Genomic DNA, 17299 nt, shown 5'->3' on the forward strand with positions numbered 1-17299 from the left:
CCCATAGCCTGTCACCCAAAGCACCTGCAATATCACTCGGTCGTAGTCAATCTGCGCTATCTGCGGCGTGCTTGCCCGTTGTTTGAGGTCTGCGAACCTGATACGCGCTCGTCCAACATGTGAAAGGAACGATTACCGATGGCAAAAGACTATATCGTCAAGGACATCGCGCTCGCGGATTATGGGCGCAAGGAACTGGATATCGCGGAAACCGAGATGCCAGGCCTCATGGCGCTGCGCGAGCAGTATGGCGAAAGCAAGCCACTGTCCGGGGCCCGGATCGTCGGCTCGCTGCATATGACAATCCAGACTGCGGTTCTGATCGAGACTCTTACGGCGCTGGGCGCGGATGTGCGCTGGGCATCTTGCAACATCTATTCTACGCAAGATCACGCCGCAGCCGCGATCGCCGCGGGCGGCACACCGGTCTTCGCGATCAAGGGACAGACCCTCGAAGAGCATTGGGATTACCTCGACAAGTCCTTCATGTTCCCGGATGGCCCGAACATGATCCTCGACGATGGTGGGGATGCGACGCTCTATGTCTTGCTTGGTGCACGGGCGGAGGCCGGGGAAGACATCATCCCCGTGCCGAGTTCGGAAGAGGAGGAAGTGATCAAGGCGCAGATCGCCAAGCGCATGTCCGCGAGCCCCGGCTGGTTCACCAAGACCCGAGACCAGATCAAGGGCGTGTCCGAAGAGACCACGACCGGTGTGCATCGCCTTTATGAACTCATGCGCGACGGGCAACTGCCTTTCCCCGCGATCAATGTCAACGACAGCGTGACCAAGTCGAAGTTTGACAACAAGTACGGTTGCAAGGAATCGCTCGTCGACGGCATCCGCCGTGCCACGGACACGATGATGGCCGGCAAGGTCGCCGTCGTCTGTGGCTATGGCGACGTGGGTAAGGGATCCGCCGCGTCCCTCCGCGGGGCGGGGGCGCGGGTGAAAGTGACCGAGATCGATCCGATCTGCGCGCTCCAGGCGGCAATGGATGGGTTCGAGGTTGTTACGCTCGAAGATACCGTGAAGGATGCGGATATCTTCATTACCACCACGGGCAACAAGGACGTGATCCGCATCGAGCATATGCGCGAGATGAAGGACATGGCGATCGTCGGGAATATCGGTCACTTCGACAACGAGATTCAGGTCGCCGCGCTCAAGAACCACAAATGGACCAACATCAAGGACCAGGTGGACATGATCGAGATGCCTTCGGGCAATCGCATGATCCTGCTTTCCCAAGGCCGATTGCTGAACCTCGGGAACGCAACCGGGCATCCGTCCTTCGTGATGTCAGCGTCTTTCACCAACCAGGTGCTGGCGCAGATCGAGTTGTGGACCAAGGGCGACCAATACGGCAACGAGGTCTATGTCCTGCCCAAGCACCTAGATGAGATGGTCGCCAAGCTGCACCTGGCCAAGGTCGGTGCGAAGCTGACCGAGCTTGCCAAGGAACAGGCGGATTATATCGGCGTGTCGCAGGACGGCCCCTACAAGCCTGAGCATTACCGCTACTGACACTCCTTGTCGGGGCTTCTGATGACTAGGTCGCGCGGGTATGTGCCTGCGCGGCCTTTGATGTGTCGACAAGACCGAAGGGCCAGCAGGCTTGCGGCGGTTCCCCGCGGTTTTGGGCCCGCGCGTCGTTTGGGGCTTTATTTATGCCTCTTCAAAAGTCACGGTTCCAAACGGCGGTAGCATCGCGCCGTCGGATGGATTTGGAGAAGAGTATGGGTAAGCGAGACGACCTGATTGCGCAGTATGCGGACGACTTGAAGAACAAATGTGGCATGACGCCGGACATGGATCTGCTGACAAAGGTTACGATCGGTTGCGGGCCGTCGATCTACGATGCAGACGCGTCCACGGTGGCAAGTTCTCAGCCGGGTGAGCTGGAGACGGTCAAGCAGAATTTCCTGATAAAGAAGCTCGGTCTGGCGGATGGCCCGGAACTGGATGAAGGCATTGCAAAGGTGATCGAGACCTATGGCAAGTCCGAGCGCAACAAGCACCGCGCGGTGGTCTACTACATGCTGACCAAACACTTCGGCAAGGAATCCTGCTACGCCTGAGCGAGTGCATTTGAGTCAAAGCTGGCTCAAATGCAGTCTACTAAGCATTAGGCGAAATGCGAAACTTCGCGTATCACAACGAAGTCCCGCCAGGAGGCAGGACCCGAAAATCAGATACACGTGTGGTGCGCTCGTCAGAGACACATGTGGGTAAGATGGGGGGTCCTGAGGGGTTGGGGCCCCCCATTTTTTGTTGGGATAACCGTCAAACTGCCCGCGCCAAACGGGATAAGCAACGTCGTGATCAACCGGGGTTCGCATCCGACGGACCTCAGGTGATGCGGTTGTGTATCTTTTGCGCTGCTTCGTGCCGATCGTTCCGTATTATGGACGCTCGTGGGCACGGCGGACTTGTGTTTCAAAACCAAAACGCGGCAACTTGGACCCGATCTGGATATCGTCGGCTTTGGGGCTGATCCGAACACGTGATCAGGGGTGCAGGTGAGCGGTTCTTCCCGCATACGCGAGAATATTGCGGTCGCAGCGCTTGCTTTGGTCCTTTCTCAGCCAGTGACTGCGCAGGAGCGTGCGGCCGCAACACCGCTCGGCACCCTGGAACGTGGCGGGTTCGCGGTTCTAGAATTGGACCAGGTCTTCCCGCTCTCGCGCCTTCTGGTGGAGATCGATGGCGACGAGGTTCTGGAACCCTTGTCGCTCGACCGGGAGTTCCTGATCGTCCCTATACCGGAGAACCTTCGAGGGACACGCCATGAGCTCGTACTGTTTCGCACTGTCCCGGGGACTCAGGTCGAGATCGAACGGTGGAGCTTTCAGACCTTCGCGCAAGGCCAGGTCGATTTCGGATCGACGGTAGATCTCGATGCGGGGGTTCGCAGAACCGAAGACGGAGAGACGGATCAGTTCGCCACCCTGAACGGCGCCCTGGACTTCGACCTCGGGCTTGGGGCCTTCACCGGTGAGTTGAATTTCCTGTGGGACCGAAACGCCTTTGGTGACGATGAGACCGAGCTTTTCGTCGACAGTTATTTCCTGCAATTCCGCCAACAGCTCGATTTTGCCGATCTGTTCTTCAAGGTGGGCACACATTTCATAGAGAATGACACACTGGTGATGGACGAGTCGCCGCGCCGGGGGGTGTCGGTAACACTGGGTGATCCAACGGAAACTCAGCGCGCCCGGGTCTTCGCCTTGCAGGCCAGTTCGTCTGTCGATGATCAGAACATCAGTGGTCTGGAGGATCCGGATGATCTGGTCTTCGGCGCCGAAGCCGCGTTCTTTCCGGTGCCGGGCAGCATCTTCAAGCTTTCGCTGGCCGCACAAGAGGGCAAGGCACTGCTCGGCCCTTCGGCGTTCCCCGGTGAGGGATCGGCCGCTGGCGTCGCGGTCAGTGGAGGGATCGGGCCCAGCCCGTTGACCTACGAAATCCTGGCACGCACATCGGAATGGACAGATGTGTTCGGCCGGATCACCGGCACATCTTATCAGGCCGAGCTGAGCTATACGCTTCTGCCCGTGGATGATCCCCGGGCCCTCGAGGTCTCGATCCGGCACTTTCGAACCAGCGCGGACTATTTTTCGGCACTCGATCCGGAGTTCATACCCGGTTTGCAGGGCAATGGCGTGACGGTGAGCTGGTTTGGCCCGGCTGTGCAATGGTCCCTGGAGGCCAGCCGGGCCAAGACCAACACCGACGGCCTGCGCACCCGGGAGCGGGACAAGATCACCGCAGTGAGTTTCGATGCCGTCTACGATCCTGGCGTCTTCACCGGCGGCTTCCTGCTGGGCACCACGTTCGGGTTTTCGGCCGCTTATTCCCAGCAAGAGCGTATACGCTCCCCTTTCTCGGGAGCAGCCCCACAGGACAACCAGCAGGTCTCCCTGCAATTCAACATTGATCAGCAGCGCGCGCGCACCGCTTGGGGCGTTGCCTACAGCTATGAGATTTATGACGATGAAACGCCGACGGATTTCGACGAGGAATTACAGCGTATCGATGCCATCTACGCCTATACGCCTAGTGAAGAGGTCACCGCGATTGCTGCTGCGGGCTACCAGTATATTGACGCCTTCGGCGATATATCCGAGTCCGCCGAGCTTGTGCTCTCGCTGGACTACGAGTTTGTCCCGAACCAGTGGAGCGTGGTCCTGGAAGCCGGACTGACCGAGAGCGATGGGCCGATCGGTGCGGATGGCCAATTCGGCCGTGCGGAAGTGGCCTATGAATTCGCTCCTGAGAATGAGATCTATCTCGGAATGCTGTATGGCGCGGGTACGACCGTGTTGCCCTTTGCGGAAAACGATGGGTGGGCAGTCGTGGCGGGCATTCGGCTCGAGTTTGACCTTTTCTCGAGATACCGGGATCAGTTCTGATGACACATGGGCAAAGTGCCGAGAATACGCGGCTCGCAGACTTGCTTGTGCGGATCGCGAACGAGGACCGCGCCGCTTTCGATGCGCTGTACCGCGCGCTGGAAACTCCGGTCTACCGATTTATTCGGTCAAAATTGAACGATCCCTTCGAGTCAGCCGACATACTCCATGACGTCTTTCTGGAAGTGTGGCGCAGTGCAGGCCGCTTTGAGGGGCGAAGTTCAGTGAAATCCTGGGTGTTCGGGATTGCCTACCGGAAAGTGATTGATGTGTTCAGAAAGTCAGCGCGTACCGACTTGACCGACAGCTTTGAGGAGGAGGCCGATACCGACCCGAACCCCGAGCAGTGTCTGGCCACGGCCGAGAACAGTGCCCATCTGCTCTTTTGCATGGAAACGTTGAAGCTCGACCAGCGCGCCGCGATCCAACTCGCATTCTTCGAAGATCAGGGATACCGCGAGATTGCGGCGGCCCTGGACGTTCCCGAAGGCACGGTGAAAACCCGCATTTTCCACGCCAAGAAGCTCTTGATGCGGTGCCTCGAGGGGCGGCGTGTAACGATGGGGGACGTCTGATGTCGGACGCGACGAATACCGAACTACAGGAACTTCTCCCGTTCTGGGTCAACGGCTCCCTCGATGAGGCCGACAGCGCTCGGGTGGCAGAGGCCGTCGCGCGCGATCCCGCGTTGCAGCAGGAGGCTGCGCTTTTGCGTGCCATGAGGGCGAGCCTGAAGCAAACCCACGAGGCTCATACCGGGCCAGGGGAATTCGGGCTGGCGCGACTGCATCGGTCGCTGGATGCAGATGCATCCGTACCCCAGAAAGCCAATCCGCCCCAGCGCGCGCTCGCCTGGGGGGTAGGGTCCGCGCTTGCCGCCAGTCTCGCGACCGTCTTGGTTCTGGGACTGCAAGGCGGCTCCGGGCCCGAGCCCTTGTATGAACAGGCGTCTGGCGAGCCAGCCGCCATGGTTGTCACGTTCTCACCGGAGGCGTCCGTGGCCGAGATTTCGGCGCTTGTCCGCGACAGTGGGCTGACGATCATTGACGGGCCGTCCTCCTTGGGGCTTTTTCGTATGATCCTCCTGCCGGGGGAGGATGTCTCGCTCGCCGGATTGGCGGCAGAATTGGAAGAGGATGAGCGCGTCCTGCGCGTTGATATAGAGGAATGAAGCCATTCAAGGCGCTTCTGGCGCTGGTTCTTGTCGGGCTCTTATGGTCGTCGCCGTCACAGGTGGCGGCCCAAACTGCGCCTGCATTGCCTGAATGCGTCAATCCCGGCGACCTGATCACGATACCGCGGGTGCGCAACCCCCCGCCGATCCGGGCGACCTTGTTCCTCGATTTCGGCGATTTCCGGGTGCGCGTGCTGATCCGGAACGTGACCGCGTCCAGTTTCAGTTTCCGCATGCCCCGCCTGCAGCGCACTCCCCGAAACGGAGAGTTCGAACTGGTCGTTCGGCTGCTGCTGGGGGTGGAACGGACGCTGCGCACGGGCCGCATTTGTCAGGGCAGGCTCTTGGAAGAGGCCTTGGACCGTATTCCGGATGTTCCAATTCGCCCCGCCACCGGCAACGAGGTGGCCGCTCCCAGTGGGGGTCCGGAATATGTCCTCGCGGGTACGGACCAGGAGATCGCCCGGGCGCGTGTCGTGCTGCGTGGGGCGCGGGCGCAGATCTTGCGCTCCCAGCGGCTGGGCTCTCTTGGTCAGAGCCTTCTCTTTGTGGATCTCGCCGGGGCACTCACCGAAGCGCAGGCTCGCGCGCTGCTTGCTCGCGAAGGCATACGTTCGGCCATCGGGACGCATACGGTCTACAGTTTGTCTCAGTCCAGTGGCGGGCGCGCCGGACTACGCCTGTTCGCGACAGCCCTGGTGCGGCCCGATCCGGGGCGCAACTGTACCCTGACCCGCCCCGTGCGGGTCGGTCTGATTGACGGACCCCTCGATCTGCGCACGCCGTCCCTGACCAATGTACGGGTGACCAGCCTGTCGGTTCTCAGACCGCGGGAGCGGCCCGGTTCTACCGCCCATGGCACGGGGATTGCCGCCCTGATCGCGGGCCAGGCCACCACGCAAGGTCCGGCGGGTCTCGCACCTGGGGCGGAGTTACTCTCGGTGGTGGCGTTTGCACGGGCGGGGGGGCGCGACCTCGCCCGGCTCGAAAATATCGCACTCGGTCTCGATTGGCTGGTCGAGCGGGGTGCAGACGTGGTCAACATGTCGCTTGCTGGCCCCCCGAACGAGGCGTTGGCTGCCCTGGTGGAGATCGCCGATCAGCAGGGACTGATCATGGTGGCCGCCGCCGGCAACCGGGGCGAGCCGTCCCTGGGATATCCTGCCGCCGATCCGCGCGTTCTTGCGATTACGGCGATCGATGCGGACAAACGGATCTACCGCCGGGCCAGTTTCGGGGCGGGTATGGATTTCTCGGCGCCGGGCGTCGATATCGCGGTGCCGGATCGGCGTGGCTGGTCCTATCGCTCGGGCACGTCCTACGCCGCGGCAGTCGCCACCGGGCTTGTGGCGCAGAAGCTGGCGCAGCAGCGGCTGACTACGGATCAGTTGCGTGCAAGCTTTCGGCGCAGTGCCGAGGACCTCGGGCCTTCGGGATATGACCCCCGATTTGGTTGGGGTCTCATGCGCGGCGACCCCTGCTAAAAAAAGATCAAAAAATTTGAGTCATGTTTGAACCATTCATGGGGCTGGCACGACTTACGAATGTCCCGGTTGCAACGGGACATCTTTCGGAGGGCCGGAGGCGCAGATCGTTTGTTTAGATTTCTGTAAATCGCCCTTTCCCCAACTGGCGACGCGATTTCTGCCCCGCCCTCCGAAAGATCTTGGTGTGTGTTTTTGATGTGTGTGTGTCTTGAGTACGAGATTGTGTGTGTGTGTAACGAGTGATCACGATGTTCGTGGACCAGAGGAACAGATGGCCCTTTCAAGCCGATAGCGCGTTTGAAAGGGCCTCGTTCCAGAGAATTTTCGGCGGCTTCGGCGGCTGACAGAGATCCCGGGTGCATGTGTGCACGGGTAAGACATGGGCGCCGATCCTGCATTGCCTTGGGACGCCACTCCCCCAAGCGGCGGGATCGCATCACGGCCCAAACGTTGGTCCGACGCGTGACAGTGCGTAGGTGACGAGTGAGTGAAGAGTGTTTGGGTGCGAGTAATGTCGGACCAGTTTGGCGACCGGCGCCAGGGTGAAAGCCTTGGTCGTCCGGTCGCCATTCTTGTTTTCAGGGTTCAGGCTTGTTGCACGGCGGCGACGGCGCGTTTCCAGGCTGCGTATTTCGTATCGCGTGTGGTGGCGTCCATCTTGGGCTCGAACCGCTGATCCAGAGCCCAGTTGGCTGCAAAGCCCGCGCGATCCGGGTACAGCCCGGCCTTCTGCCCGGCGAGCCAGGCGACACCCAGCGCGGTGGTTTCCGTGATCTTCGGACGGTCGACTGGCGCGTCGATGATGTCGGCGAGGAATTGCATGGTCCAGTCGCTTGCGGTCATGCCACCATCCACCCGCAGGGTCGGTTGCCCTTCGCGGGCATCGGACCAGTCCTTATGCATGGCTTCCAGCAGGTCGCGGGTCTGATAACCGACGCTTTCTAGGGCGGCGCGGGCGAACTCTTCCGGACCCGACCCGCGCGAGAGGCCAAAGACCGCCCCGCGACACTCCGCATTCCAGTAGGGCGCCCCGAGGCCGGTGAAGGCTGGCACGAGGATCACGGGATCATGGGGATCGGCGGCCTCGGCCAGCGGCTGCGTCTCGGACGCGTTGGCGATCAATTTCAGCCCGTCGCGGAGCCATTGCACCACCGCACCGGCCACGAAAATCGAGCCTTCGAGCGCATAGGTTGGTTTTCCGTCGAGCTGGTAGGCGATTGTCGTGAGAAGCCGGTTGGTCGAGGTGACCGGTGCTTCGCCCGTGTTCAAAAGCGCAAAGCACCCCGTTCCATAAGTCGACTTCAGCATCCCCGGCTCAAAGCAGGCCTGCCCTATGGTGGCGGCTTGTTGGTCCCCGGCCACGCCGAGGATCGGAACCGCGCCGCCCAGATGCTCGGGTGTGCAGGTCCCGAACTCTGCATCGCAGTCATGCACCTGCGGCAGCATCCCGAGGGGGATATCGAACAGCGTGCAGATCTCTGCGCTCCAAGCGCCCTTGTGGATGTCGTAGAGCATGGTGCGCGCCGCGTTGGTTGCGTCGGTGACATGGGCGGCCCCATTCGTCAGCCGCCAGATGAGGAAACTGTCGACGGTCCCGAACAAAAGCTCCCCTGCCTTGGCACGGTCGCGCGCGCCCTCCACGGTATCGAGAATGTATTTCAGCTTGGTGCCTGAGAAATACGGGTCTGCCAGAAGGCCGGTCTGCGCCGTGATCAGTGCATCATGCCCAGCCTTGCGCAATTCGGCGCAGAAGGGGGCAGTGCGCCTGTCTTGCCAGACGATCGCGTTGTGGATGGGTTTGCCGGTGGACTTGTCCCAAACCACGGTCGTCTCGCGCTGGTTGGTGATCCCGATCCCGGCGAGGTCCGTAGCAGCCAGCCCGGTCCTTTCGAGCACATTCCGACAGGTCCGCAATACCGTATCCCACAAGTCCTCGGGATCGTGTTCCACCCAGCCGCTATCGGGATAATGCTGCGCAAATTCTTCCTGCGCGATCGAGACGATGTTCATATCCGCGTCAAAGACGATGGCGCGGCTCGAAGTTGTGCCTTGGTCAATGGCGAGCACGTGGCGCACGGTTCCCTCCCCCGGTCGTGGCTTCAGCGCCCTCAGGTTTAGGAGGAACTGCCCGCGCTGTCGATCCAATGCGCAGGCTAAACCCGCCTCTTTTCAATCCGCGTCAAATCGCATCAACTGCAGCGTATGAGTGACCGATCCGACCTCCCCGACCTGAGCCTGCAACAGATGTCCGCCGCCCTCCGCACCGGGGAGGTCACGGCCCTGGCCCTTCTCGATGCGCATCTCGACAGGATCGCAGCGCGGGATCCGTCGGTGAAGGCCTGGGCGTGGCTCGATCCGGACCAGGCGCGGGCACAGGCAATCGCGCTGGATGCCGCGCAGGCAGAGGGCAAGGCGCTGGGACCCTTGCATGGCATTCCGGTAGGGTTGAAGGACGTGATCGACACGGCCGACATGCCGACCGAGAACGGCACCCCTCCGGATGCGGGCCGCCAACCTGATCAGGATGCCTGGATCACGGCACGGTTGCGGGCGGTGGGGGCCGTGATCGTGGGAAAGACTACGACCACCGAGCTTGCCTTCCTCAACCCGACGGAGACCCTGAATCCGCATAATCCGAACCATACTCCGGGTGGTTCGTCCGCGGGGTCCGCGGCCAGTGTCGCCGCGGGAATGGTGCCTCTTGCTGTTGGTACGCAGACCGGAGGCTCGGTAATACGGCCCGCGGCCTTCTGTGGGGTGGTGGGTGTGAAACCGACTTTTGGCGCGATCCCTCGGCAGGGGGTGACGATGCAGTCTCATACTCTGGACACCTTGGGCGTTTTCACGCGGGATGCCGAGGATGCCGCCTTTGCTCTGACCTGCATGATGGATACGGAGGATTCCGATCCGGCCACGCTCCCCCCACAGGATGCGCATCCGGCGATTGCCGGGGCTACGCGCCCGCCGGTCTTCGGCTTCGTGCGCCCCCCGGAATGGGACCGGGCCTCGGCAGAAACCAAGGCTGCGCTGGAGAAACTGGCACAGGCGCTTGGCGCGATCCCGCTATCTCTGCCCGAGAGTTTCGAGCAGGTCGCGGACCTGCGCGCACGGATCAATTTCGCCGAGATGGCATGGCATTATAGTCGGTATCGCACGGCTGGTTGGGATGCACTCAGCGCTGCGACACGGGACGCGATGGAGGCCGGAGCAGCATGCGCGGCCGTGGACTATCTCGCGGCGCTGATGCAGCGAGAGCCGCTCTACGCCTCGCTCGATCCGCTTTTCTCGCAGGTTGACTGCCTGCTGTGCCCCTCGGCGCTGGGCGCGGCGCCGGAAGGCTTGTCGAGCACCGGGGACGCAATTTTCAACGGGCTGTGGACCTTCATGGGCACGCCTTGCGTGACGCTGCCCCTGCCCGAGACAGAGAAGGGCTTGCCTATTGGCGTACAGCTGGTCGGAAGGCGTGGAGAAGACCGCGCGCTCTTGTCCAAGGCGATCTGGTTGCAGGGCCATATGGGTAAAAACTGACGTCTTCGGCGACGAGGCATCAGTCTGGACCGGGTACCGGACCCATTGCGCTCAAGACAGAAGCAGTATGGAGATCAGGCGCTTTTCTGCGCGGGCGCTTCGTCCTCTTTTGACACGTTATCATCCCCGGTCTCGGTCGGTGTGATGTCCACGACATCGGGCACAATCACCTCTTCCTCCGGGTCTTTCTTGGCGCTCTGATCTGCGATGGCTCCGACGATCAGTGGCAGCATCTCAGCTGAGTTGGTCAGCGCGATTTCGGATTCCGGTGGTTCCACCCAAGACAGGGAGTCGAACGCACCACAATTGCCGCAGACCGGCGTCCAGGAGGCATGGATGTTGTTGCAGTTCTCGCAGGTCCATTGCGGCCCGCGTGAGGCGGTGACTGCCTTTGCCAGCCACGCACGCACGATCGCGTCGTCCGAACCTTCGCCGCGCTCTACTGCCGCCATTATTGTGAGCGACCGGGCGTTTGGCTTGGTCTCGTAGAGATCACCCATGGCTTTTCGGGCGGCGGGGAAATCCTCCGCGGCGATGAAAAGCTCCGCCATCAGCAGTCGCGACTCGTCATGGTTCGGGTTCGGTTTCACCAAGGCCTCAAACCGCTTGATCCGTGCCGCGGCGGTCTCGTCCGGGACAATCTCGGCATATGCTGCGGCCAGTTCGGGATGTGGGTTCAGCTCCCACGCTTTCCTCAGCAGCTTGGTTGCCTGCCGTTGCTTGCCCGCACGGATGGCCATCCGTGCGGCCAGCGCGGCAGACGGCACGAGACCGGGTGCCAGCCGGTTCGCCTCGTTGGCATGGGCTTCTGCCTTGTCCATCTTCCCTGCTTCCACCGCGTCGGCGGCCTCGCTATAGGCCAGAACGGCATCGCGGCGCTTGTGCACGTCGCGCGGCAGGTCCCCGGATTTGAGTTTCGCCGCCAATGTCTTGCGCGCGCCCGCCCAGTTCTCGTCCCCCGCCTGCAGGCGCAGCAGTGTATCCTGGACCTCGCCATTGCGCGGTTTCAGGGCAAAGGCTTTCTCCGCCAAGGCCATGGCGGTTTCCGTATCGCCCTCGCTCAGCTTCTGATGGAGCAATCCGCGCACACCCACGAACTTGGTGCGCTCGTCCGTCAGCATTTTCTTGTAGGTCTCGGTCGCCTTGGCGCGGTCCCCGGACAGCTCGGCGGCTTGCGCGGTCAGCAATTGTGTCAGGTCCGGTCGTCCGAGATAGCGTTCGGCCCGCGCGGCCTTGGCCATTGCAACCCGGCCTTCACATGAGGCCAGCGCCATCATGCCCTGCGCCAATGCTTCGAATCCTTTGCGCTCGCGGTTCCGCATGAAGTAGCGAGAGATGGCTGTCTCGTCGCCATTGAGGAACTTTAAAGTCGCCAAAAGCAGACCCGCCAACTTGAAGAGCAGATAGGCCGCCCCAAGCAGGACCAGCGACAGAACAACCGCCGCCACCGGCGACAGCGTGAACTCCGTCGACGCGAGGGAGATCCGCACCTGTTCTCCCGTTTCCATGAGTAAGGTGGCACCAAAGGTAAGCGCCGCGACCAGCGTGACGAAAATCAGGATCTTGAGAAGTGACCAAAGCATCGGGGCGCCCTCAGTTGGAGTTCAGTTCAGCGGCCAGCGTGTCGAACGCGGCGAGCGCGGCGACACGGGCCTCGGCGGCCCCGATCCAAGGCGCCATTGCGGCCTGACCGGCGTCGGGAAGTGTGGAGATCTCGGCAAGCGCGGCTTCGAGCTGCCCGGCGCTGACGGCTTCTTGTGCCCGTGACAGGACGGCATCCGGGTCATCGCCCTCCCGCGGCTCAAGCGACCGAGCACCGACCTGTGCCCGAAGGAACGCTACGGCACGGTCAACCGGATCGTCACTGACCGTGGCTTTCAGCGACTCCGCCAAGCCAGCCCGCGCCGCTGCCGGGAATTGCCGTTGCAGGTCCAGAAGCGTTTCGACCCCGGAAGCTGATACTGCCGAGAGCGCCTCGGGCGCTTCCACCGTGAGGTTGTCCAGCGAAGCGGCAAGGGGTGCACCGTTTTCCAGTGCGGCGGCGATATTCGCCAGCGCCGCGCGGTTGGTGGCTGCATCGACTGCCGCTTGCGTTTCGTTTTGCAGGGCACCCGCTTGGGCGCGGACCTGCTCCATTTCCGCCTCTGCGGCGGCGGCCATCTCGGCCAGCTGGGCCTGCATTGCCTCGTTCTCGGCTTGCTGTTGCGCCAAAGTCGCCTGCAACGCCGCCATGGCAGCGGTGTCGGCAGAGCCGGTGCCTTCGGGCAGGGCAGCGATCGCCTCCATTTGCGATTCGAGATTTGCGAGAATGTCCGACTGCGCCGAAATCTCGGACTGAACCGCGCCGACTTCGCCCTGAATCTCCGCCAGGGCTGTTTCGACGGATTCAACCGACCCGACCACTGCGTCTATCCGGGGATCCTCGCTGCCAGCCTCTATTGCCGCTGCGATCTCGCTCTGCATCGCCGCGATCTGGTTTTCGAGGTTGCTGATTTGCGCGCGTTCCGCTGCGAAGGGGTCCGGGTCACCGGACGCGAGAATGCCCTGATCCACGAGGTAATAGCACAGACCGAACCCTATGCCTGCCGCGACGACCCCGCCAAGGAATGGGCCCATGAAGCCCCCCTTCTTTTCGACGACTCGCTCCACCGGTTCGGCTGCTTGCGGCTCGGAGGCGGGTTCGGGGTCTGAGGACGGGGTCTCATGGCTCCGATCTATCTCGTCGGCTCGTGTCTCTTCCATGGTTGCCGCGGTGTCCGCGTCCGTGTCATTGCGCGCAGCCTCGGACGTGGTCTCGTCGCTGGCGCTGGTCTCGTCGACAGGCTCGACCGGGTCCTGCGCAGTCTCGCCATTCCTGTCTTTGGCGGTGTCCACTTCGCCGGGCTGTTCGTACAGGATTTCGGCGTCTTCAATCCGGTCTGTCTCGGGGGTGTCCGTGTCGGGCTTCGGGCTCTCCTGAGGTTGATCTGTGTCCGAAACCTGATTTTCCGGGGTGTCTTTTGGGGTCTTCGGATCTGACACGGACTAAATCCTTCCAAGAATTTTTATGGAGCCATGCGCCCGAATCCTCTTCCCGACCGCACCGCGTGTCAGACTAGCCAGAGGTCCTGCCCGCCTCAAGATGATTGCCCCCTGCATATGCCAAAAGAGCGTCCCGCATTGCCGCAGCATTGGGCTTTTCGAGGATACTTATCCCGCTATAGGCGTGTTCGGGGAGTTGTTCTGCAACCGCTGGGCTCATTGCGATGATCTGCGCCGTGCGGGCCGTCGGGCAGGCGTTAGTGAACAAGCAGGCCGTTCGGGGCGAGAAAAGTGGCACGGCGCAAGGTCCTTCGAGGGTTGCGCGCGCCGTTTCGCTCAGCTCAACGGGCGTCTGATCATAGGCGATGATTTCTGCAACCTCCTTGCCCAGATCACGCAACGCGCCCGCAATATCGCCGGTCGTATGCCTGCCACGGACATGGACGAAGGGCCCGGAGTATGCAGCGGCGAGGTCCAGAATGGCACGGGCGTCCCCCTCCGCCGAGATGGCGTCGAACCCCAGATCGCGTGCGATCGCAGTCGTCTTTGTCCCGACGCAGAGCGCGGGCTGCCCAATGCCCGGGTGCTGCGTCGCATAGGCCGTGACACCATTGCCGGAGGTAAAGATGAGCGTCGCTGTCTCGGGGGCTGGAGGCAAATCGTCGAGATGAAGGATCCGCAGCAGCGGGGAGATGACAGGCCGAAGGACAGGCGGCAACGTCGCAGCAAACTGTTCCGATTGCGCCCGTGGGCGCGTGAGCAGAACAGGCAGCGGCGGTTGTGTGACCATGCCCCCGGTGTTAGCTGCGAGAAGAGTTTGGCGCAACTAAGGCGAGCGGCAATGACCCCCTCTCTGACCGTTTTGGGTATCGAAAGCAGCTGCGATGACACCGCGGCGGCGGTCTTGCGCGGACCCGAGGTGCTGTCTTCGGTCGTTTATGGCCAGACGGCGCTGCATGCGGCTTTCGGTGGCGTCGTGCCCGAGTTGGCCGCACGCGCACATGTGGAGAAGCTGGATATCGCCGTCGCGGCGGCCCTGTCGGAGGCGGTTCTGGCGCTCGATCAGATCGATGTGATCGCGGTGACCGCGGGGCCGGGGCTGATCGGTGGGGTGCTGTCGGGCGTCATGTTGGCCAAGGGACTTTCGGCGGCGTCGGGCGTGCCGCTCATCGGGGTGAACCACCTCGCGGGTCATGCGCTGACGCCGCGATTCACCGATGGGCTGGCGTTTCCCTACCTGATGCTGCTGGTCTCGGGGGGTCATTGCCAGTTTCTGCGCGTGGAAGGGCCAGAGGCATTCCATCGCTTGGGCGGCACCATTGATGACGCGCCGGGGGAGGCTTTCGACAAGACTGCCAAGCTCCTCGGCCTGCCACAACCGGGGGGGCCTGCCGTCGAGTTGGAGGCCCGGGCGGGCGATCCCGCGCGTTTTGTCTTCCCACGGCCACTGCTGGACCGGGCTGGGTGCGACATGTCCTTTTCCGGGTTGAAGACGGCCCTCCTGCGGGCTCGGGACGGTCTGGTGTCGGCGGGCGGCGGCCTGACAGCGCAGAATCGGGCCGATCTCTGCGCCGGGTTCCAGGCGGCGATCTGTGACGTACTGGTGGAAAAATCGCGACGCGCCCTGACCCAGTCCGAAGGCGTGACCGGCTTCGCGGTGGCTGGCGGCGTGGCGGCAAATGAGCAGGTTCGGTCCGGCTTGGCTCGGTTGGCTGCGGAACTGGATGTTCCGTTTGTCGCACCGCCGCTGCGATATTGCACCGATAATGCGGCGATGATCGCCTGGGCTGGGCAGGAGGCGTTCTCGGCTGGTGCGTGCTCTGGTCTGGATCTGTCGGCGCGCCCGCGTTGGCCGCTGGATAACAGCCAGCCTGCGCTCCTGGGTTCAGGCAAGAAGGGCGCCAAGGCATGACGCAGGCGATCGATGTCATGGGGGCGGGGGCATTTGGATCGGCGCTGGCCATTGCGCTGAGCCGTGATGGCAGTGACGTCACCCTCTGGGCCCGGTCGTCGGAGCAGGTCGCGGCCCTGCGAGAGACTAGAGAGGTCGCACGCCTGCCGGGGGTGATTCTGCCGAAAGAGTTGCGGATTACGTCCGATGCCGGGGCATTGGGCGCGCCGATCCGCCTGCTGGCCATTCCGATGCAGGCTCTGGCACAACATCTGCAATTGTTGCCGGCGCGCGGTGGCACGGCCTTGGTCGCGTGCTGCAAGGGTATCGACCTGTCCACGGGCCTCGGTCCAACGGGGCTGATCGCGCGCGATGCGCCGGGCTGCGTGGCCGCGGTCCTGACGGGGCCGAGCTTCGCCGCGGATATCGCGCGCGGCTTGCCGACGGCGCTGACCCTGGCGTGTGCTGATGCGCAGGCGGGCGCGAAGCTCCAGTCCGCGCTGTCGACCGAGACATTGCGGCTTTACCGCAGCACGGACCCAACCGGGGCGGAATTGGGCGGCGCGCTCAAGAACGTCATCGCGATAGCGGCAGGTATGGTGATCGGGGCGGGCCTCGGCGAGAGCGCGCGTGCGGCCCTGCTGACGCGGGGCTACGTGGAAATGCAGCGCCTCGCTCTCCACATGGGGGCGCGGCCAGAAACCCTGGCGGGCCTGTCGGGGTTTGGGGACATGGTTCTGACGGCCACCTCGGGCCTGTCGCGCAACTTCACTTTCGGCCGCGCCCTTGGAGCCGGTAGCGCCCCATCGCAAGGGGCGACCGTCGAAGGGCGCGCGACGGCCCGCGCTGTGGCCCGAATTGCGGCAGATCAAGGAATCGACATGCCGATTTGCACAATGGTATCCGCGGTATTGGAAAACACACTGACCATAGAGCAGGCAACCGCGGCGCTTCTGGCCCGGGATCTGCGAGAGGAATGACATGCTGATTGCGCTGATTGCCATCGACAAGCCGGGTGCCCTCGAGGTGCGCAAGGCCAATCGCGAGGCCCATGTGGCCTACCTGCAAGACAGTGGCGTGGTGCAACAGGCCGGGCCCTTCCTGTCGAACGAGGGCGAGATGTGCGGCTCGCTCATCATCCTCGATGTCGCCGACATGGAAGCGGCGCAGGCCTTCGCCGCCGGGGACCCGTACGGCAAGGCCGGTCTATTTCAAAGTGTCGAGTTGCGCGCCTGGAACCGGGTGATCGGCTGATGCGCTATTGGTTGTTCAAATCCGAACCTTCGGTTTGGTCCTGGGACATGCAGGTGGCCAAGGGCGATGCGGGCGAGGAATGGGATGGCGTGCGCAACTACCAGGCCCGCAATTTCATGCGCGAGATGGCGCTGGGCGATCGCGGCTTTTTCTATCACAGCCAGAAGGACAAGGCGATTGTCGGTACTGTGGAGGTCTGCGCCGAAGCGCACCCCGACAGCACCACCGAGGACGACCGCTGGGATTGCGTCGACATCCGCGCGCTGATGCCCTTGGTGCGGCACGTTACGCTTGACGAGATCAAGTCGGATCCGGCGCTGGGCGAGATGGTTCTGGTGCGCAATGCGCGACTTTCGGTGCAGCCGGTCACCGAGACGGAGTGGCGCCGCATATGTGAAATGGGCGGAGTGGACCCCTGATCTACGACAAAAGAATGATTTTGGGTGCAGGTTTGTCGCAGCCATGCGGGAATCCATGGCGGGACGGGCGAAGCGTGCTTATTCTGACAGAAGCGCGGCGACGCGCGGCCTCG

General features: G+C 62.7%; 15 protein-coding genes. 11 read left to right on the forward strand and 4 right to left on the reverse strand.

Features of this window, described 5'->3' with window-relative positions; all coding sequences use genetic code 11:
- Positions 1–138 precede the first annotated feature (138 nt).
- The 6 genes from ahcY (at position 139) to PVW48_RS15300 (ending at position 7070) form a co-directional block, all read left to right on the forward strand.
- Positions 139–1527, forward strand: a complete 1389-nt coding sequence (gene ahcY / locus PVW48_RS15275; protein ID WP_012180083.1) for an adenosylhomocysteinase — start codon at positions 139–141, stop codon at positions 1525–1527.
- 212 nt (positions 1528–1739) lie between these two features.
- Positions 1740–2081, forward strand: a complete 342-nt coding sequence (locus PVW48_RS15280) for a DUF2853 family protein (RefSeq protein WP_274581951.1) — start codon at positions 1740–1742, stop codon at positions 2079–2081.
- Between the two features lie 441 nt (positions 2082–2522).
- Positions 2523–4412, forward strand: coding sequence for a hypothetical protein (locus PVW48_RS15285; RefSeq protein ID WP_274581952.1), 1890 nt, complete (start codon positions 2523–2525; stop codon positions 4410–4412).
- Positions 4412–4987, forward strand: coding sequence for an RNA polymerase sigma factor (locus PVW48_RS15290; protein ID WP_012180080.1), 576 nt, complete (start codon positions 4412–4414; stop codon positions 4985–4987). The genes PVW48_RS15285 and PVW48_RS15290 overlap by 1 nt, the downstream gene beginning before the upstream one ends.
- Positions 4987–5583, forward strand: coding sequence for a hypothetical protein (locus PVW48_RS15295; RefSeq protein ID WP_012180079.1), 597 nt, complete (start codon positions 4987–4989; stop codon positions 5581–5583). The genes PVW48_RS15290 and PVW48_RS15295 overlap by 1 nt, the downstream gene beginning before the upstream one ends.
- A complete protein-coding gene (locus PVW48_RS15300) occupies positions 5580–7070 on the forward strand; it encodes a S8 family serine peptidase (RefSeq protein WP_012180078.1) in 1491 nt (496 codons plus the stop codon). The genes PVW48_RS15295 and PVW48_RS15300 overlap by 4 nt, the downstream gene beginning before the upstream one ends.
- A 588-nt stretch (positions 7071–7658) precedes the next feature.
- Here PVW48_RS15300 and glpK read toward each other — a convergent pair.
- The gene (gene glpK, locus PVW48_RS15305) at positions 7659–9149 is read right to left on the reverse strand and encodes a glycerol kinase GlpK (protein ID WP_044028119.1); all 1491 of its coding nucleotides are present in this window, start codon (positions 9147–9149) and stop codon (positions 7659–7661) included.
- 126 nt (positions 9150–9275) lie between these two features.
- Between glpK and PVW48_RS15310 the strand changes: the two genes are divergently transcribed.
- Entirely contained in the window at positions 9276–10601 is a 1326-nt protein-coding gene (locus PVW48_RS15310) for an amidase (RefSeq protein ID WP_012180076.1), read from the forward strand.
- A 74-nt stretch (positions 10602–10675) separates the two neighbouring features.
- Here PVW48_RS15310 and PVW48_RS15315 read toward each other — a convergent pair whose 3' ends face one another.
- The 3 genes from PVW48_RS15315 to PVW48_RS15325 form a co-directional block, all read right to left on the reverse strand.
- Entirely contained in the window at positions 10676–12184 is a 1509-nt protein-coding gene (locus PVW48_RS15315; RefSeq protein WP_274581953.1) for a heme biosynthesis protein HemY, read from the reverse strand.
- A 10-nt stretch (positions 12185–12194) separates the two neighbouring features.
- Positions 12195–13622: a hypothetical protein gene (locus PVW48_RS15320; protein ID WP_274581954.1), complete on the reverse strand. Its 1428-nt coding sequence runs from the start codon at positions 13620–13622 to the stop codon at positions 12195–12197.
- Between the two features lie 73 nt (positions 13623–13695).
- Positions 13696–14412, reverse strand: coding sequence for a uroporphyrinogen-III synthase (locus PVW48_RS15325; RefSeq protein WP_274581955.1), 717 nt, complete (start codon positions 14410–14412; stop codon positions 13696–13698).
- 51 nt (positions 14413–14463) lie between these two features.
- Between PVW48_RS15325 and tsaD the strand changes: the two genes are divergently transcribed.
- From tsaD to PVW48_RS15345, 4 genes are read left to right on the forward strand one after another with little or no spacing between them, the layout of a single operon-like run.
- Positions 14464–15534, forward strand: coding sequence for a tRNA (adenosine(37)-N6)-threonylcarbamoyltransferase complex transferase subunit TsaD (tsaD, locus tag PVW48_RS15330; protein WP_274581956.1), 1071 nt, complete (start codon positions 14464–14466; stop codon positions 15532–15534).
- Positions 15531–16493, forward strand: coding sequence for an NAD(P)H-dependent glycerol-3-phosphate dehydrogenase (locus PVW48_RS15335; RefSeq protein ID WP_012180071.1), 963 nt, complete (start codon positions 15531–15533; stop codon positions 16491–16493). Before tsaD ends, PVW48_RS15335 begins: the two co-directional genes overlap by 4 nt.
- A 1-nt stretch (position 16494) precedes the next feature.
- Positions 16495–16767: a YciI family protein gene (locus tag PVW48_RS15340; RefSeq protein WP_012180070.1), complete on the forward strand. Its 273-nt coding sequence runs from the start codon at positions 16495–16497 to the stop codon at positions 16765–16767.
- On the forward strand, positions 16767–17186 hold the full coding sequence (locus PVW48_RS15345) for an EVE domain-containing protein (RefSeq protein ID WP_274581957.1): 420 nt from the start codon (positions 16767–16769) through the stop codon (positions 17184–17186). The genes PVW48_RS15340 and PVW48_RS15345 overlap by 1 nt, the downstream gene beginning before the upstream one ends.
- The last annotated feature ends 113 nt before the right edge of the window (positions 17187–17299 follow it).

The organism is Dinoroseobacter sp. PD6 (assembly GCF_028807315.1).
In the GTDB taxonomy this organism is placed as follows: domain Bacteria; phylum Pseudomonadota; class Alphaproteobacteria; order Rhodobacterales; family Rhodobacteraceae; genus Dinoroseobacter; species Dinoroseobacter shibae.